Origin of the sequence: Bradyrhizobium sp. WSM3983 (genome assembly GCF_000473045.1) — a bacterium.
Classification (GTDB): Bacteria; Pseudomonadota; Alphaproteobacteria; order Rhizobiales; family Xanthobacteraceae; genus Bradyrhizobium.
Genome location: NZ_AXAY01000046.1, coordinates 15,032 through 32,792 on the forward strand (window position 1 = coordinate 15,032; position 17,761 = coordinate 32,792).

Below are 17,761 nucleotides of genomic sequence, written 5' to 3' on the forward strand. Positions count from 1 at the left end.
ATCGAGCGCTCGTTCGCGCGACTGGCGACCTTGGATGGAGCACCATCGGGAAGCGCGAGACATACAAGCCGCGCGCCTGGGCATAGACACTCCTTAAGACAGAGGATCTTGCTCATGACTGACCATCCCCGCCGCGTCACCCGCGCTCTGCTTTCCGTCTCCGACAAGACCGGCCTGATCGAGTTCGCCAAGGCGCTCGCCGCGCATGATGTCGAGCTGGTCTCGACCGGCGGCACCGCGAAAGCAATTGCCGCCGCCGGCCTGAAGGTGAAAGACGTCTCCGACCTCACCGGCTTTCCCGAGATGATGGACGGCCGCGTCAAGACGCTGCATCCGAAGGTGCATGGCGGCCTGCTCGCAATCCGCGACAACAAGGAGCACGCGGAGGCGATGAAGGCCCACGGCATCGCGCCGATCGATCTGCTCGTCGTCAACCTCTATCCGTTCGAGGCGACCGTCGACAAAGGCGCGGGCTTCGAGGACTGCATCGAGAATATCGACATCGGCGGCCCCGCGATGATCCGCGCCGCCGCCAAGAACCACGACGATGTCGCCGTCGTGGTCGAAGCCGACGACTACAAGGCCGTGCTCGACGAGCTCGCCGCCAACAAGGGCGCGACCACGCTGAAGCTGCGCCGGCGGCTTGCCGCGAAGGCCTATGCGCGCACCGCTGCTTACGACGCCGCGATCTCGAACTGGTTCAATCGCCAGCTCGAAATCGATGCGCCTGATTTCCGCGCCTTCGGCGGCAAATTGATCCAGTCGCTGCGCTACGGCGAGAACCCGCACCAGACCGCGGCGTTCTACGCGACGCCCGACAAGCGTCCCGGCGTCTCCGCCGCACGGCAGCTCCAGGGCAAGGAGCTCTCCTACAACAACATCAACGACACCGATGCGGCCTATGAGTGCATTGGCGAGTTCGACACCAAACGCACGGCGGCCTGCGTCATCGTCAAGCATGCCAACCCCTGCGGCGTCTCAGAGGGCTCGAACCTCGTCGACGCCTATCGCAAGGCGCTCGCCTGTGACTCGACCTCAGCCTTTGGCGGCATCATCGCGATGAACCGTGCACTCGACGCCGACACCGCACGCGAGATCACAAAAATTTTCACCGAAGTGATCATCGCCCCCGATGCCAGCGAAGAGGCAATCGCCATCATCGGCGCGCGCAAGAATCTGCGCCTGCTGCTTGCCGGCAGCCTGCCCGATCCGCGCGCACCGGGCCTGAGCGCCAAGACTGTCGCTGGCGGACTTCTGGTGCAGAGCCGCGACAATGCCGTGGTCGACGATATGACGTTTAAGGTCGTGACCAAGCGTGCGCCCAGCGATGCCGAGATGCGCGACCTGAAGTTTGCCTTCCGCGTGGCCAAGCATGTCAAGTCCAACACCATCATCTATGCCAAGGATCTCGCCACCGTCGGCATCGGCGCGGGCCAGATGAGCCGCGTGGATTCGGCGCGGATCGCCGCGCGCAAGGCGCAGGATGCGGCCAACGAGCTGAAGCTCGCCGAGCCACTGACCAAGGGTTCGGTCGTGGCGTCTGATGCGTTCTTCCCGTTCGCCGACGGCATGCTCGCCTGCATCGAAGCCGGCGCCACCGCCGTGGTGCAGCCCGGCGGCTCGATGCGCGATGACGAGGTGATCAAGGCCGCCGACGAGCACGGCATCGCCATGGTGTTCACCGGCACCCGGCATTTCAGGCACTAGAAGCGATCGTGCACTGAACTCTCAACCTGTCGTCCCGGCGAAGGCCGGGACCCATAACCACAGGGAGTAGTTTGGTGCGCGGTACTAGCTTCGTCCCGCCAACGATAGATCACGCGGTATGGGTCCCGGCCTCCGCCGGGACGACGGCGGAGTTTTATTCTTCTCGCACCCGCATCAGCAGCGCGAAGCCAGTCACGAAAAACACGACCAGCACGGCCATGCCGGCCTTCTGGCTCACGGTTGCTGCGGTGATCACGCCGATCAGCAGCGGCCCGATGAAGGACGTCACTTTTCCCGTCAGCGCGAACAAGCCAAAATACTGCGCGATGCGATCCTTCGGCGCGAGGCGGATCAGCAGCGTGCGCGAGGCCGCCTGAAGCGGTCCGCCGGCCGCGCCGATCAGGCAGCCGAGCACGATATAGGCACGCTCGGCAGCGGCAGCGAACATCGGCCCGCCCGGCTGGGGTGGTGCGACCTTGATGAACAGCACACTGTCCTTATCGACCAGAAGGATCGCCGCCACCGAGAGCAGCAGGATCAACAAGCTGCCGGCGATGACGCGCCTCGGACCGAGGACATCGTCGAGCTTGCCGCCAAGCCAGGCACCAAAGGTGCCGGCAATGGCGAGGATGATGCCGAACGTGCCGATCTGGATCGTGTGCCAGCCGAAGGTGCCTGCGGCATAGATGCCGCCGAACGCGAACAGCGACACCAGGCCGTCGGTGTAGATCATGTTGGCGAGCAGAAATGCCGCGAGCGATTTCTGCTGCGGCAAGTCCTTCAGCGATCGCTTCAGATCGGCCAGGCCTTCGTGCAGCGCTTCGTGCATCGGGCGCTTCGCTGGATAATCCGGCGTGAACAAAAACATCGGCGTCACGAAGATGATGAACCACAGCCCGGTCAGCGGGCCGGCAGCACGGTCACCTTCATGGGTGGCAGGGTCGAGCCCGAACAGCGGCGTGAAGCCCAGCAACGTGCGGCCGGTCTCTGGATTGGCGGCGAGGAAGCCGAGCACGATGATCAGGCTGACGATGCCGCCGATGTAGCCCGTGGCCCAGCCGGTGCCGGAGAGCCGGCCGATGCGCTCCGGCGGCACCAGGGTCGGCATCATCGCGTTGTTGAAGACCGTTGCGAATTCCGCGCCGACGCTTGCCAGCGCGACTGCGGTAAGCAGCGGCGGAATGATGGCTTGATCGCCGGGCTTGCCGATCCACAACGTGCAGGAAGCTACCACCAGGAGTGCTCCGAACACGGCGATCCAGGGTTTGCGGCGGCCCGAGGCATCAGCGATGGCGCCGAGCACGGGTGACAACAGCGCGATCGCCATGCCAGCTGCTGCCATCGCAAAACCCCAGAGCGACTGGCCCGTGGCGGGATCCGGCGCGATGCTGGTGGCGAAATAAGGCGCGAACACGAAGGTTGTGATCAGCGTGAAATAGGGCTGCGCGGCCCAATCGAAGAAGATCCAGCTGACGACGGCGGCGCGCGGCGGATAGGTCCGCGGGGCGACGGCCATGCGCGCATCCGGGGCGATCGTCGTCATCACGCAGTCCTCATCACAAACAGTTTTGCCTCTCTTAGCGCAAACCGTATAGCATTACTGCGACGCGTTTGAATTGGCCTGAAGGCCCGGCGGAAATTTGATGATGGCGTCATTTTCGACACGGCGGACTTTTTTCGCACTCATCGCCACTCTGGCGTTTGGCCTTGTATCAGCAACCGCGCAGGATGCGCGGCGGGCTTATGTCCCGCCGACGCTCGACACAGTGCACGCTATCCCCGCCGAGCATGGCATTGTGGTGGCGCAGGAGAAGATATCGGCGCAGGTCGGCGCCGATATCTTGCGGCGCGGCGGCAATGCGGTCGACGCGGCCGTCGCGACAGGCTTTGCGATGGCGGTGACTTATCCGCGCGCCGGCAATATCGGCGGCGGCGGCTTCATGGTGATCCACTCCACCGAGCGCAATGAAGACGTCGCGATCGATTATCGCGAGACCGCGCCGGCGGCGACCACGGCGCAGATATTCCTTGGAGCCGACGGCAAGCCCGATCCCGCCAAGTCGCGCGATTCCGGACTTGGCATCGGCGTGCCCGGCACGGTCGCAGGCCTGGCGCTGGCGCTCGAGAAATACGGCTCAGGCAAGTTCACGCTGGCGCAATTGCTCGAACCTGCGATCGCCCTCGCCCGCGATGGATTTATCGTCACCGACGACATCGCCGATACCCTGCCGGGCTGGTATCCGCGACTCGCTCGCTGGTCAACCTCGGCCAAAGTTTTCGCAAAGCCCGATGGCACGCCGTTTGGCGAAGGCGACAGGCTGGTGCAGAGCGATCTCGCCGACACGCTGGCGAGTGTCGCAGCACAAGGACCGCGCGGCTTCTACGAGGGGCCGGTGGCGGAGAGGATCGCCAAGGCCGTGTCCGACGCCGGCGGCATCATGACGCCGGCCGATCTGAAGGCCTATCAGGCGGTGATCCGCACGCCAGTGCGCGGCACCTATCGCGGCTATGACATCGTCTCGATGCCGCTGCCATCATCCGGCGGGGTGGTGCTGGTGGAATCGCTCAACATCCTCGAAGGCTTTCAACTCGCCGATCTGAAGCAGGGCTCGCCGGCATCGCTGCATCTGCTGATCGAAGCCATGAAGCGCGCCTATGCGGATCGTGCGCGCTATCTCGGCGATCCCGCCTTCGTCAACGCGCCGATCGAAACGCTCACGGCGAAGAACTATGCGACCAAACTGCGTGCGAGCATCTCGACCGATCGCGCGACGCCGTCGAAAGAGATCGTTTCCGCACCGCCCGCGCCGCGCGAAGGCAGCAACACCACGCACTATTCCGTCGTCGATGCCCGCGGCAATGCCGTCAGCAACACCTATACGCTGAACTTCAGCTACGGCGTCGGCCTCGTCGCCGATGGCACCGGCGTGCTGCTCAACAACGAGCTCGACGATTTCACCGCCGCCGTCGGCGCCTCCAATGCCTATGGCCTCGTCGGCTACGAACCCAATCTGCCCGGGCCCGGCAAGCGGCCACTGTCCTCGATGTCGCCGACCATCGTGCTCCGGGGCGGCAAACCGGTGCTGGTGACGGGCTCGCCCGGTGGCAGCCGTATCATCTCGACCGTACTCCAGGTGATCGTGAACGTTCTCGACTACAAGATGGACGTAGCGGCCGCAGTGGCCGCGCCGCGGCTGCATCATCAGTGGCTGCCGGACGAAGTGCGCGTCGAGCGCGGCTTTCCCGACGATGTGCTGTTCGAGTTGAAAGCGAATGGTCACCTCATCGTCGAGCCGATGGGACAAACCTCCGCCAACTCGATTCTCGTGACGCCGAACGGCCCCCTCGGCGCGCCGGATCCGCGCTCGCGCGGCGCGGAAGCAGCGGGGCAGTAGCCCGTCCGCTGCATCCGCGTGTTGTTTCCTGCGACGGGTCCGCGTGACCAGCAATGGCGGCGAAATAGCTATCGTCCCACCTCGTACGGGCCGCCCTTCTCGAGCGCGTGGCTGTACGCCGGCCGTGCATGGATGCGTTCGAGGAAGGCCATCGCCTTGGGATGGCCCTGCTCGAGCCCACCGCGCGCTTGCGCTGCTTCAAGCGGAAAGCTCATCTGGATATCGGCCGCGGTGAACTCGCTGCCGGCGAACCACTCGCTTTTTCCCAGCTCGCCTTCCCAATAATCCATGTGCTGCTTGAGCTGCGGATTGACCAGCGCGGTGAGCGCCTGGTTCGAGACCTTGCGCACCAGCGGACGAAGCAGCGCCGGTGCGCGCTTCGGCATCAGCGTGAACAGCAGTTTTAGCAGCAGCGGCGACATGGCGGATCCTTCCGCATAATGTAGCCAATACGTGAAGCGCAGCCGCTCCGGCGTGTTCGGCGGCGGAATCAGCCGGCCATTGCCGTATGTCGCGATGAGATATTCGATGATCGCGCCGGACTCAGCGACGGTGTTGCCGTTGTCGGTAATGACGGGCGACTTGCCGAGCGGATGGATGGCGCGCAGCTCCTTCGGCGCACGCATGTCCGGCTGACGCTGATAGCGCACGATCTCATAGGGCACGCCCAACTCCTCGAGCAGCCACAATACCCGCTGCGAACGCGAATTGTTGAGGTGGTGGACGGTCAGCATCGCGAGATCCCCAAGGCTAGGCGTGGTCGGTCGATCGCGTACGTGCCAGCCCGGCAACGCAATGTCGAGCCATCCGGATGGATATTTTCACCCGGGCATATTGACGCTGCTAAATTACCCGGGTATTAAATTGACCACTGTCATCAAATACGGCAATGATTTCAATGCAAAAGACTTTCACCGCCTTCCAGGGACAGCGCCGTCTGGTGTCCGGGCCGGCAGGAGAGGTCGCGCTGGTCGTCAAGCGGGTGGCGGCACGGCCAGACGAGCCCACCATCATCTTCGAGGACACCACGGGCCGATCGATCGACTTCGATCTGCGCGGCGGGGATCGCGAGGTGCTGGCGCGTCTGGCGAAGCTGATCCCGCCGCCGGTTGCGGAGACCGCGCCACCGGCCGAGCCGCGCGGCCGCGGCCGGCCGAAACTCGGCGTGGTCGCGCGCGAGGTGACGCTGCTGCCGCGGCACTGGGAGTGGCTCGGCGCGCAGCCCGGCGGCGCTTCGGTCGCGCTGCGAAAACTGGTCGACGAGGCGCGGCGCGCGAGCGGCGACAAGGATCGCGAGCGGCAGGCGCGCGATGCGGCCTATCACTTCATGTCGACCATGGCCGGCAATCTGCCGCAGTTCGAGGAAGCTTCGCGCGCACTGTTTGCAGATGACCGGCGGCGCTTCACCGGACTGATCGCCGACTGGCCGGCCGACATCCGCGACCACATCGTCAAGCTCGCCTATAGCGACCGCGCCTAGGCGCGATCTCCAACAACCCATCAACGGCCAGGCCGCGCGTGCTTCGCGCGGCAACGGCTCTGCTCGTCCTGATGAAAGGCACATCCATGTCCGCTCCAAAACCGCTCTGGAAAACCTTCCAGCGCTTTCTCGCACCGTTGATGCTGGGCAACGCGCTGCAATCGCTGTTCGGCACCGTCAGCAATGTCTATCTCGGCCAGATGATCGGCGTGGACGCACTGGCGGCTGTCTCGACATTCTTTCCGGTGGTGTTCTTCCTGTTCGCCTTCGTCATGGGTCTGAGCACCGGCGCCACCGTGCTGATCGGCCAGGCCTTTGGTGCGGGCGAGCACGGCAGGATCAAAATCGTCGTCGGCACGACGCTCGCGGTCGGCCTGCTGCTCTCGATGTCTGTCGGATTGATCGGCGGGCTCTTCAGCCGGCAATTGATGATGGCGCTCGCGACGCCCGCAGACATTCTCGACCAGGCAAGCCGCTATGCCCGCATCATGCTGCTGACGATGCCGCTCGGCTTCACCTTCCTGCTGATGACGGCAATGATCCGCGGCGTCGGCGACGCGGTGACACCGCTGCTGGCGCTGGCATTGTCGACTGCGATCGGCCTGATCCTGACGCCGATGCTGATCCGCGGCGCGTTCGGATTGCCGGCGCTCGGCATCACCAGCCCGGCCTGGGCGGCCGCGATCTCCAACGCGGTGACGCTGGTCGCGCTGGCCTTCTATTTGCTGCGGAAGAAGCACGCGCTCGCGCCGGACGTCGCATTGCTGCGCCATGTGCGGCTCAATCGTGCCGTAATCGGACAGATCCTTGGCATTGGATTACCCAGTGCGGTCGGCATGGTCGTGATGGCGATCGCCGAGCTGGTTTTGCTCGGCCTTGTCAACGGCTTTGGCTCGAACGCAACGGCGGCTTACGGCGCGGTCAATCAGGTGATGGGCTACACGCAGTTCACGGCGATCTCGATCTCGATCGCGGTCTCGATCCTCGGCGCGCAAGCCATCGGCGGTGGCGATAGAGGCCGGCTCGACGGCATCGTTCGCACGGGCCTTGCGTTCAATCTCGTGCTGACTGGCGGGCTCGTGGCGCTGATCTATCTCGCGCCGCGCGCCGTGCTCGGCATCTTCATCACCGATGGCGCCGTGCTCGATTTGGCGAAAGGTTTACTCTTTGTCGCTTTGTGGAGCTCGGTGCCGTTCGGCCTTGCGACTACGTTTTCCGGCGCGATGCGTGCCGCCGGCGTGGCGCTGACGCCGATGCTGCTGTCGATCTTCGCCATTGTCGCGATCGAGCTGCCGTCGGCAATGATCCTGAGCCGCACGATCGGCCTTGAAGGTGTATGGGCGGCCTATCCGATCGTGTTTTGCGCCATGTTCATTTTGCAGATGGGCTATTACTTGCTGGTGTGGCGCAAGAAGGCGATCCGGCGCCTGATCTGATCATCAAGATATTATGACCGTCATTAAACGGTGGACCTGTGGCGCGCCCTGCGCCACAATGGATGAAAAGCCAGATCAGGGAGAACGATTTTGAGCCGCACAGCCCCGCAATTCCTGTTCGACTTCGGCAGCCCGAACGCCTATCTCAGCCACCTGGCAATTCCGGCGATCGAGCAGCGCATCGGCGTCAAATTTGAATATGTGCCGATCCTGCTCGGCGGCATCTTCAAGTCGACCAACAACAAGTCCCCGGCCGAGATGCTCGCCGGCATCAAGAACAAGCGCGAATTCCAGCAGGTCGAGACCGAGCGCTTCATCAAGCGCTTCAAGGTCCAGCCTTACGTCTTCAATCCCAACTTCCCCGTCAACACACTGAACCTGATGCGCACCGCGATCGCGGCGCAGCTCGAGGGCGTGTTCGAGAAATATGTCGATGCCGCCTTCCATCACATGTGGCGCGAGCCGAAGAAGATGGACGACCTCGAGGTCGCGGCGAAGGCGCTGGCGTCCTCGGGTCTCGATGCCAAAAAGCTGTTCGCCCGCGCCCAGGAGCCCGAGGTGAAGGGCAAGCTGATCAAGAACACCGAGGAGGCGGTCGCCCGCGGCTCGTTCGGCTCGCCGACCTTCTTCGTCGGCAACGAGATGTTTTTCGGCAAGGAACAGCTGCGCGAGGTCGAGGAGATGGTGCTGGGACAATAATCCCGCATCTCCGGCGACAGAATGTGATCGCGGTGACATTCCGGGTTGCTTCGCTTCGCGCGCAAGGGCGACTATAGATAGACCGCCAATAGCAACAATAAGGACTTGCCCATGCGTATCCTCGTGGTCGGCGCCGGCGCCATCGGCGGCTATTTTGGTGGCAGGCTGTTACAGGCCGGCCGCGACGTCACTTTCCTGGTCCGGCCGCGCCGCGCCAGCGAGCTCGCGAGCGACGGCCTCGTCATCAAGAGCCCGAATGGCGACGTGACCTTGAAGAATCCGCCGACCGTGCAGGCCGACGCGATCGAGGACAAATTCGACGTCGTGCTGCTCAGTTGCAAGGCGTTCGACCTCGACGATGCCATCAAATCGTTCGCAGCCGCGGTCGGCCCGAACACTGCGATCATCCCGATGCTCAATGGCATGAAGCATCTCGACACGCTCGATGCGAAATTCGGCAAGGAGCGCGTGCTCGGCGGTCTCTGCGCCATTGCCGCGACCCTGAACGAGAAGCGCGAAGTGGTGCAGCTGCAGCCGATGCAGTCGATCAATTACGGCGAGCGTGACGGCAAATTGTCGGATCGCGTCAAGGCGATCGACGAAGCCTTCAAGAGCGGCATCGTTGGCGCCACTGCCAGCCAGAACATCATGCAGGACATGTGGGAGAAGTGGGTATTCCTGTCCTCGCTCGCCGCAAGCACCAGCCTGATGCGCACCTCCGTCGGCAACATCCTCGCTGCGCCCGGCGGCCGCGACTTTTTGCTCGGCATGCTCGATGAGACCAGCTCGATCGCCACGGCGTCGGGCTACACGCCGGGCGGTCCGTTCTTCGAGCGCGTGAAGGGCAACCTTACGACCGAGGGCTCGCCGATGACGGCCTCGATGTTCCGCGACATCAAGGCAGGCTTCCCGGTCGAGGCCGACCACGTGATCGGCGACCTCATCGCGCGCGCCGATGCCGCCAAAGTCCCGGTGCCGAAACTGCGCATCGCGTACACTCATCTCAAGGCGTATGAGAAGCAACGCGTGGGGTAGGTAGCAGCCCGCATTCCGCTGTCGTCCCGGCGAAGGCCGGGACCCATACCGCGTGATCTATCGAGTACGGACGATAGAAGTACCGAACAACGAGTCTTCGCCAAACCACTCCCTGTGGTTATGGGTCCCGGCCTTCGCCGGGACGACAGCGGAGTTTGCAGCTACACTTCGGCTACTTGAAATATGCGAGGTAGTGCGAGACGGCGGTGATTTCCTCATCGCTCATGTGATAGGCGACATCGGCCATCGCGGCGACGCCGCCGCCGACGCGCTGGCTGCTCTTGTAGTCTTGCAGCGCCTTGACCAGATATTCCTCGCGCTGACCCGCGAGCCGCGCGACGGCCTTGGTGCCGGCGAAGCTATCCGTGTGACATGAGGCGCAGCGGCGGCCGACGGCAACTTGCGCGCCTTTTTTCGACAGGTCCGGATCCTTGTCCTCCGCTGGCTTTGGCGGTGTCATGGCCGCGAAATAAGCGCCGAGACTGCGGACGTCCTCGTTGGTGATCTCCGCGGCAATCGGCTGCATCTGCTCGTTCTTGCGCGAGCCGGCGCGGAAGAAGACGAGCTGCCATTGCAGGAATTGATCGGGCTGGCCCGCCAGCGAGGGGATGTTCTCGGTCTGCGAGATACCGTTCTCGCCGTGACAGCCGGAGCAAACGGCAGCCTTCTCCTGGACGGCAGTATTATCGGCGGCGCTTGCGGAAAGGGCACCAAGCGCGAGGAGCGCAGCCGTGCTGATTGCGTGCGAGATGAACTGCCGGCGCATGGTAGGAATTCCGGATTTGCGCGCAAGTGGCGCGGAACGACAGCGTGAGACTTTGAAATGAAAGAGGCTGCGGCGCCTTGCGGGCCACCGCAGCCTCGTGTCGTCGTGCGTCACTTCTTGCTGTAGCTGATGCGGTAGATCGCGCCGGCCCAGTCGTCGGCGACGAGGATCGAGCCGTCCTTGGCGAGGATGATGTCGTCGGGACGACCGAGATAGCCCTGGTCACCCTCGATCCATCCGGAGGCGAACACCTCCTGCTTGGGGTTCTTGCCGTCTGGTCCGACGATCACACGCATGATGCGGCCGCCCTGGTACTTGTGACGATTCCAGGAGCCGTGCTCGGCGATCAGGATGTTGTTTTTGTACTCGGCGGGGAATTGGTCGCCGGTATAGAACTTCATGCCGAGCGGAGCGACGTGGGCCCCGAGGTTCAGCACGGGCGGCGTGAACTCGGAGCATTTGTGGCCCATCGCGAACTTCGGATCGGGCAGGTCCCCCTGGTGGCAGTAGGGATAGCCGAAATGCTCGCCCATCTTCGAGATCATGTTCAGCTTGTCGGAGGGCAGATCGTCGCTGACCCAGTCGCGGGCGTTCTCGGTGAACCAGTACTTGCCGGTGCGCGGATCGACGTCGCCGCCGACCGAGTTGCGGACGCCGAGCGCCACGGTTTCGGCATTGCCGGTCTTGGGATCGACGCGCCGGATCTGCGAGACGCTGGTCGGCGGGATGCCGACATTGAAGGGCGGTCCGAACGGAATGTAGAACCAGCCGTCCTTGTCGGCCGCGAGGTACTTCCAGCCGTGCGCGGCGTAGGACGGCATGTCGTCATAGACGACCTTGCCCTCGCCGAGATTGTCGAGCTTGTTTTCGACGTCGTCGTAACGGATCAGCTTGTCGACCGCGATGACGTAGAGCGCACCGTCCTTGACGGCCAGACCCGTGGGCATGTTGAGCCCCTTGAGGATGGTCTTGACCTCTTTCTTTCCGTTGTTGTCCTTGATGGCATAGACGTTGCCGAGGCCGAACGAGCCGACGAACAGCGTGCCCTTGTCACCCCAGGCCATCTGTCGCGCGGCCAGCACGTTCGAGGCATAGACCTCGATCTTGAAGCCCGCCGGCAGCTTGATCTTCTTCATCATCGCCGCGAGCTCGGCATCCGAGGCGCCGGTCGGCGGACCCGACGGCGGCGCGAGGCCCTTCTGCGCCTCGGTCTCGTCGCCGAGGAACCAGTCATCCGGCGGATGGGTCCAGAATTCCTTGGTGCCGGATTCGTACTTCTTCAGCGCCCGGCCTTGGTCTTGTTGTGCGTTGACGACGCTGGTCCCGGCAAGAAGGGCCACGGCTGCAAGCGCCAACACGGATCGATGGATCATCGATTTCATCGCGTCACTCCCCTAAGGCAGCCGTGAGGGCTGCGCGTTATTTTGTTTTGCTGTTCGAGTAGGCGAAGTTCGGAGTCTGTCGAGGTGGCAGACGCAAAAAGGTTAGCACATCTGCGAGCCGTGAGAAGCGCGTCGCAGGGACTGCAGTCACGCTGCAACGCGGTATCGCGATCAAGCGCGCCGCATTTGCAGGCAGCAAAATGGTCGACCAATACAAAACCGCGAAAACAACCCCATGCACCGTAGAACGGTCGAGGCCGGATGGTGCGCGGCGACAACGGCCACACGCTTGAAACATCGTGCGAATTGACAAAAGCAGCGGCTAATTGGCGACGGGATACGGTCCATCGTCAAACAGCATGTCGTGATAGAATTTCGCTCCCACCTCGCGCGCCAGGGAGCTGCGGAAATCCTGCCCTTCACGAAGGCTGCGCAGCACATGGGCGAAATCGAATTCCGGATGCCAGCCGAGCTCGCGCCGCGCGCGGGCGTTGACATAGACGCGATCGATCTCGGGGAATAACAGCCAGCCGCGCGCCGCATAGAGCTGCGCACAATCCGGATAGAGCTCGCGCACGACACCGGCAGCATCTTGCGCGAGCGCCGAGAGGTGGCGTTGCGCGAACGGGCTCGTCGCCGAGACGATGTAACGGCCAAAGCCGATCTCCGGCGCGCGGTCGACCGCGAGCAGATGGGCGCTGACCGCGTCCGCTATATCCAGCCGTCTATAGAGCAGCTCATTGGCCTGCGCATTGTCCAGCGGGTAAGCCGACCGCATTGCAGGATCGTCGTCGTCCTCCGGAAAGAACCGCGAGGTCCGCAACACCACGACCGGCAAGCCCCGCTCGCGAAAGAACAGCTCGCACAGATTTTCCGCCATCCATTTTGTGGTGCCGTAGATGTTCTTCGGGATCGCCGGCAGATCCTCGGTGACCCACACCGCCGCCTGCCCGGCCCCGGGGCGGAGCTGCGAGCCGAACGCGCTCGTGGTGCTGGTGAAGACAAAACTCTTCACGCCGGCCGCGACGGCCGCCTCGAGCAGATTGAGCGTGCCAGTGACGTTGGTGTCGACAAAGGCTTGCTTGCTGTGGGTCGCCACATGCGGCTTGTGCAGCGTCGCGGTGTGGATGATCGCGGTGACGCCGTCCATCTGCGCCCGGACGAAGCCGGGATCGACGATCGAGCCAACGGCTTCGGTGAAGGGCGATGGCTTCAGATCGATTCCGCGCGCGGGCGATCCGCGACGCCGGAGCGTCCGGAGAATGGCCTCGCCAAGGTGGCCGGCACTGCCCGTGACCAAAATTGTCATGTGAGATCTAAATGTAACGGCCCCAAGGGGGCGGAGGTGACGGTCCGTCTGAGGTATTTTAGGTAATGCCTACTCCGAATCCGAAGAGCCTTGCCCGCCCCTACGCTTGACTTCTTGCGCTTCGTATTGCGCCTTGAGCATTGGATTGCTCGTCTCGCCTGCGACCGAGTCCGCGTTGCCGCCGTCCAGCCCCGGCGCCGCCTTGATCGCATTCGCAATGCCTTTCATCTCCGAGCCCTTGCGAGTGAATGGCTTGAGGTAAGCGTCAAGTTTACCCTTGCCCGGTTCTTCGAGTTCCTGCGTCAGGGCTGCGAGATATTGGTCTTTGTCCGTGGCGGCCCAGTCGATGCCGATATTTGCCCGGCGTGCAAGCTCCGCATGGATCAGCATGATGGTGCGACCATTGCCGTCGAGGAACGGGTGGCCATAAGCGAGATAGCCCATCACTTCGCCAGGCTTTTCCACCATGAATGCCTTGTCCTGTCCCTTTTCCAGCGCGTAATCGATAGCTTTGCGGATGTCATTGGGGTGGGCGAAGATCACGGCGCCCTTCTTCACGAAGATATGGGACGCGTTCACAAGGCGATCCTCTCCAGCCCACGGGAACATCCCTTCGAAGAGCGTTTTGTGTGTTTGCAGGACGTCGGCGTAGCATAAGGAAGGCCGCGCCTTGAGATAATCCAAGGCTGCATCGATGCCAGTCAGGAAGGAATTGTGCAGGAGACGCTGAACGATTTCGGAATCTTTGGCCTTTGCGACGTTGCGCAAATAGCCGCGCGCTGCGAAATCCCCGAATGGATCAAACGTCACGGACGGCTTTCGCGCAGATAGCGGGCCTGAAGGCGCACTGCCTGAACACGATCCAAAATCCCGGCGCGCTGAAGCGCAATGATCGTATTCTCAATAGGATCGAAATTCACGTCATCGCCGGAGAGCCGCGTCACGTGATGAGCAAAGACGTCGTTCGAGGTCACGACCATCGCTACGTTGTTCGCTGTCGCCAACCGCTGGATTACGCCAGCGGTATAATGGGGCTTGGTCGCGGAACGTTGGGCGGACATGGATTCTCCTCGCGCCAATATAGTACGCCGAGGCCTGAAAATCCATGAAGTTGCGGGCTTTTTAGAGGCCCTTCACGAGCCTGTAAGCCTCTGAAAGCCTTCAAAATTTCTGCCAACTTTCCACTGGTGCGGGGCCTTCCGGAAGGCCGAAACGGACAACAAGAACATCCATCTGAATCAAGGTTTGGGAGCGGGCCGGTGTTGGACGCTTTATTGGAGGCCGCAAAAGGCGCGGACTGCAAAACGCCGGACGAGACAGCCTAAGCCCAACAGTGGCTTGCGCTTTCCCATTGGGAATATTTGGTGATTTCATACGGTGCTCTCCGGAGCTGGAGAGCGCTACACAGTACCGGCCTGGAAGAAAAACTGGAGCGGGCGAAGGGGCTCGAACCCTCGACCCCGACCTTGGCAAGGTCGTGCTCTACCACTGAGCTACACCCGCATCCTGTGTCGGTCGCGTGACGCGCCGGCAACGGCTGTCGTATGCCAAAAGCGGGCGGCGAATGCAACAGCTACCGGCGGCATAGATTCGCTTTCGGAGCCCCATATGGACCCCGAACACGGCCAAATCGGTCGAAAACGCCCCAGAACGGCCGAATCACCGCCGATGGATTGAAATTCGGCCGGCCCGGCCCAATTTTAGGCCGACAGCGAAGCATATGAATCGGCGACGTGCTAAAGACCCGCCATTCCAGACATCAGACGAGGGGATCCCGTGACGATCATCGACCAGGGTAACGGAGCGGCGGGCCCGGCTGCGGCCGACCTGATCAAGGACACCACCACCCAGACCTTCGTGAAGGACGTCATCGAGGAATCGAAGCGCCAGCCGGTGCTGATCGACTTCTGGGCGGAGTGGTGCGGCCCCTGCAAGCAGCTGACCCCCGTGCTGGAAAAGGCGGTGAAGGCGGCCAAGGGCAAGGTCAAGCTGGTCAAGATGAACATCGACCAGCATCCGGCGATTCCAGGCCAGATGGGCATCCAGTCGATCCCGGCCGTGATCGCCTTCGTCAACGGCCAGCCCGCCGACGGTTTCATGGGCGCGGTGCCGGAGAGCCAGGTCAATGCCTTCATCGAAAAGCTGACCAAGGGCGTCACCGCGCCGGGCGAGCCCAACATCGCCGAGATCCTGCAAGAGGCCGAGGCCGTGCTCGCCGAGGGCGATGCCGCCGCGGCCGCGCAGATCTACGCCGAAGTGCTCCAGCACGACGCGACCAACATCGCAGCGCTTGCCGGGCTCGCAAAATGCTACGCCACCTCCGGTGCGATGGAGCAGGCCAAGCAGACGCTGGCCATGGTGCCCGAATCCAAGCGCAACGACCCCGCGGTGAAAGCGGTGCAGACCGCGATCGATCTCGCGGAGCAGGCGGAATCGCTGGGACCGGTGACCGAGCTGGAACAGAAAGTCGCCGCAGACCCGCTCGATCATCAGGCACGATTCGACCTCGCCACCGCGCTCAACGCGCAGGGCAACCGGGCGGCCGCCACCGAGCAGCTGCTCGCGATCATCAAGCGCGACCGCAAATGGAACGACGACGGCGCCCGCAAGCAGCTCGTGCAGTTCTTCGAGGCCTGGGGCGGCACGGATGATGCAACCGTCGAGGGACGAAAGCGCTTGTCGACCATCCTGTTTTCGTAAGGAAGACGTACGGCGACGTCAGCGGGGACCAGATGCCGATCAACATCGAATATCGCGGGCCCGCCGACCTTCCGGAGATCATTCCGGTGTTTCCGCTGCCGGGCGCGCTGCTGCTGCCGCGCGGCCAGATGCCGCTCAACATCTTCGAGCCGCGCTATCTCGCGATGGTCGACGATTCCTTCCGCGACGGCCATCGCCTGATTGGCATGATTCAGCCGGACGCGGCGCACTCGCCGAAGAATTCGGACAAGCCGACGCTGTTCCGCGTCGGCTGCGTCGGCCGCATCACCCAGATCGCCGAATCCGGCGACGGCCGCTACATCCTCGAGCTCACCGGGGTTGCGCGCTTCAGGGTGCTCGAGGAGCTCGAGGTGCTGACCGCGTACCGGCAGTGCAAGGTGGACTTCTTCGCCTTCGTCGACGACTTCACCGCGCGCAAGGGCGAGGACGAGGTCGATCGCGAAGCGCTGCTGAAGGTGCTGGCGGATTTTTTGAAGGCCAACAATCTCAAGGTTGACTGGGAAGGCGTCGAGAGTGCGCCCAACGAGGCGTTGGTCAATGCGCTGGCGATGATGTCGCCCTATGGTCCGGCCGAGAAGCAGGCGATGCTGGAAGCGCCTGATCTGAAGACCCGTGCCGAGATCCTGATCGCGGTCACCGAGATGGATCTCGCCAAGAAGCGCACCAGCGGCGATCCGCCGTTGCAGTGATTGCACGGCTGAGCTTCAGCGAAGACGGTGCGCTCCCGCTCCCTCTCCCGCGAGCGGGAGAGGGTCGGGGAGAGGGTGTCTCCGCTGGAGAGACTCCCACAGAGGAGAAAGCCCTCACCCGCCGCGCTCTCCGAGCGCGTCGACCTCTCCCGCAAGCGGGCGAGGTTGACCGCGCCCGCGGCTCGATCGTTCTAGCTCAACCTTACGGGCGATTGCTGATGTGCTTGCGGCCGGTGATCATGGCGCGGATCAGGTTCTCGCGCTGAAGCATGCTCATCCCCACCACGCCGACGATGTGCAGCACGACGAGAACAATCACGGCGTCCGATGCGTAAGCGTGGGTGTCCTCGATCCACCAGACGCCGAAGAAGGTGACGGTCACTGACAGGGCACCCGTGATGGCTGAGACGGCGAGGGCCACGAGCAGCGCGATCAGCATCGAGGTGCCGGCGGGATTGAGCCCGATATAGTGGCCGGTGATGCCGCGGCGCAGATTCCAGAGATAGAAGGGCGCAGCGCGAAGCCTGACGCCGATCATGCGAAAGCGCGAATAGCGGCTGCCCCAAAATCCCAGGATCAGGCGGAAGACCAAAAGCCCGATGATCGCATAGCCGACGATGCGGTGAAGGCTGTCGTGGACGGTGGGCGTGAACCACGCGACCAGGACGCTGACCGCGAGGGCCCAGTGCCACAGACGCAGCGGGAGGTCCCAGACCGCAATCGTCCGATCCGCGGGGGGCCGGTCGGACACCCCGCGCGTATCTCGCATCGCTTCGTCGTTCAAACCTAGCCTTTACTTCGCAATCGTGTGCTTCAGGCTGAGATCTTCCGGGCTGAAGAACAGCTCATAGAGCTTGCCTTCCTTGACGCCGTAGACCTCATAGCACGAGCCTTCGATCTTGGAGCGGCGGACTTCATAGCCCGCAGCCTTGGCCTTGGCTTCGGCATCGCCCGCCGGCTTCCACGAGGCCTTGTCGAGCTTGGTGCAATTCTTGAAACCGTCGGCCATCGCCGTCGACCCCATGCCGATCCCGACCGTCAGTGCGATGGCAAGAACACGAATGACTCTCACGAATGTCTCCTCCTCTGTCGTGTGCGCGAAGCGCGTCCGAAAGAAGCAAAGGGGAGGGTGAAGTCAATCG

The 17,761-nt window shown here is 63.1% G+C and carries 17 protein-coding genes, 1 tRNA gene and 1 riboswitch; of the genes, 8 read left to right on the forward strand and 10 right to left on the reverse strand.

Translation table 11 applies throughout. The annotated features are described in order from the left end of the window. The first annotated feature begins 7 nt into the window (after positions 1 to 7). Positions 8 to 89: riboswitch (ZMP/ZTP riboswitch) on the forward strand. A 25-nt stretch (positions 90 to 114) separates the two neighbouring features. Next, entirely contained in the window at positions 115 to 1,707 is a 1,593-nt protein-coding gene (gene purH / locus YUA_RS0138010; protein ID WP_027535336.1) for a bifunctional phosphoribosylaminoimidazolecarboxamide formyltransferase/IMP cyclohydrolase, read from the forward strand. 154 nt (positions 1,708 to 1,861) lie between these two features. Here the strand turns inward: purH and YUA_RS0138015 are convergent, their stop codons facing one another. Continuing rightward, positions 1,862 to 3,250 (reverse strand): MFS transporter, encoded by a 1,389-nt coding sequence (locus YUA_RS0138015; RefSeq protein WP_027535337.1) that lies wholly within the window; start codon positions 3,248 to 3,250, stop codon positions 1,862 to 1,864. 100 nt (positions 3,251 to 3,350) lie between these two features. Between YUA_RS0138015 and ggt the strand changes: the two genes are divergently transcribed. Further along, positions 3,351 to 5,102, forward strand: coding sequence for a gamma-glutamyltransferase (gene ggt, locus YUA_RS0138020; RefSeq protein WP_027535338.1), 1,752 nt, complete (start codon positions 3,351 to 3,353; stop codon positions 5,100 to 5,102). A 68-nt stretch (positions 5,103 to 5,170) separates the two neighbouring features. Here the strand turns inward: ggt and YUA_RS0138025 are convergent, their stop codons facing one another. After that, positions 5,171 to 5,836: a glutathione S-transferase family protein gene (locus YUA_RS0138025; RefSeq protein WP_027535339.1), complete on the reverse strand. Its 666-nt coding sequence runs from the start codon at positions 5,834 to 5,836 to the stop codon at positions 5,171 to 5,173. 164 nt (positions 5,837 to 6,000) lie between these two features. Here YUA_RS0138025 and YUA_RS0138030 point away from each other — a divergent pair, with 164 nt between their 5' ends. From YUA_RS0138030 to panE, 4 genes are all read left to right on the forward strand, one after another. Next, positions 6,001 to 6,582 carry a DUF2239 family protein gene (locus YUA_RS0138030; RefSeq protein WP_027535340.1) on the forward strand — a complete coding sequence of 194 codons (582 nt, stop codon included), beginning with the start codon at positions 6,001 to 6,003 and terminating at the stop codon, positions 6,580 to 6,582. A gap of 86 nt (positions 6,583 to 6,668) precedes the next feature. Continuing rightward, positions 6,669 to 8,018, forward strand: a complete 1,350-nt coding sequence (locus YUA_RS0138035; RefSeq protein ID WP_027535341.1) for an MATE family efflux transporter — start codon at positions 6,669 to 6,671, stop codon at positions 8,016 to 8,018. Between the two features lie 90 nt (positions 8,019 to 8,108). Beyond that, complete coding sequence (locus YUA_RS0138040) at positions 8,109 to 8,717, forward strand: 2-hydroxychromene-2-carboxylate isomerase (RefSeq protein WP_027535342.1); 609 nt, start codon at positions 8,109 to 8,111, stop codon at positions 8,715 to 8,717. A gap of 111 nt (positions 8,718 to 8,828) precedes the next feature. After that, positions 8,829 to 9,752 (forward strand): 2-dehydropantoate 2-reductase, encoded by a 924-nt coding sequence (gene panE / locus YUA_RS0138045; RefSeq protein ID WP_027535343.1) that lies wholly within the window; start codon positions 8,829 to 8,831, stop codon positions 9,750 to 9,752. A gap of 172 nt (positions 9,753 to 9,924) precedes the next feature. Here the strand turns inward: panE and YUA_RS0138050 are convergent, their stop codons facing one another. The 6 genes from YUA_RS0138050 to YUA_RS0138075 form a co-directional block, all read right to left on the reverse strand. After that, positions 9,925 to 10,518, reverse strand: coding sequence for a c-type cytochrome (locus YUA_RS0138050; RefSeq protein WP_027535344.1), 594 nt, complete (start codon positions 10,516 to 10,518; stop codon positions 9,925 to 9,927). A 110-nt stretch (positions 10,519 to 10,628) separates the two neighbouring features. Beyond that, positions 10,629 to 11,900, reverse strand: coding sequence for a sorbosone dehydrogenase family protein (locus YUA_RS0138055; RefSeq protein WP_027535345.1), 1,272 nt, complete (start codon positions 11,898 to 11,900; stop codon positions 10,629 to 10,631). A 322-nt stretch (positions 11,901 to 12,222) separates the two neighbouring features. After that, positions 12,223 to 13,209, reverse strand: a complete 987-nt coding sequence (locus YUA_RS0138060) for an NAD(P)-dependent oxidoreductase (RefSeq protein ID WP_027535346.1) — start codon at positions 13,207 to 13,209, stop codon at positions 12,223 to 12,225. Positions 13,210 to 13,278: 69 nt separating this feature from the next. Beyond that, on the reverse strand, positions 13,279 to 14,019 hold the full coding sequence (locus YUA_RS0138065; protein WP_027535347.1) for a Fic family protein: 741 nt from the start codon (positions 14,017 to 14,019) through the stop codon (positions 13,279 to 13,281). Then, complete coding sequence (locus YUA_RS0138070) at positions 14,016 to 14,270, reverse strand: hypothetical protein (RefSeq protein WP_027535348.1); 255 nt, start codon at positions 14,268 to 14,270, stop codon at positions 14,016 to 14,018. Before YUA_RS0138070 ends, YUA_RS0138065 begins: the two co-directional genes overlap by 4 nt. A 367-nt stretch (positions 14,271 to 14,637) precedes the next feature. Continuing rightward, positions 14,638 to 14,712 (reverse strand) — tRNA-Gly (locus YUA_RS0138075). Between the two features lie 273 nt (positions 14,713 to 14,985). On the opposite strand from YUA_RS0138075, the gene trxA reads away from it, so the two are divergent. Together trxA and YUA_RS0138085 are read left to right on the forward strand one after the other, a co-directional pair. Next, complete coding sequence (trxA, locus tag YUA_RS0138080; RefSeq protein WP_027535349.1) at positions 14,986 to 15,909, forward strand: thioredoxin; 924 nt, start codon at positions 14,986 to 14,988, stop codon at positions 15,907 to 15,909. 32 nt (positions 15,910 to 15,941) lie between these two features. Further along, positions 15,942 to 16,619 carry an LON peptidase substrate-binding domain-containing protein gene (locus YUA_RS0138085; protein WP_027535350.1) on the forward strand — a complete coding sequence of 226 codons (678 nt, stop codon included), beginning with the start codon at positions 15,942 to 15,944 and terminating at the stop codon, positions 16,617 to 16,619. Between the two features lie 202 nt (positions 16,620 to 16,821). On the opposite strand, the gene YUA_RS0138090 is transcribed toward YUA_RS0138085, so the two are convergent. Further along, a complete protein-coding gene (locus tag YUA_RS0138090; protein WP_051383613.1) occupies positions 16,822 to 17,388 on the reverse strand; it encodes a cytochrome b/b6 domain-containing protein in 567 nt (188 codons plus the stop codon). Positions 17,389 to 17,412: 24 nt separating this feature from the next. Next, positions 17,413 to 17,691 carry a PepSY domain-containing protein gene (locus YUA_RS0138095; RefSeq protein ID WP_027535352.1) on the reverse strand — a complete coding sequence of 93 codons (279 nt, stop codon included), beginning with the start codon at positions 17,689 to 17,691 and terminating at the stop codon, positions 17,413 to 17,415. Between the last annotated feature and the right edge of the window lie 70 nt (positions 17,692 to 17,761).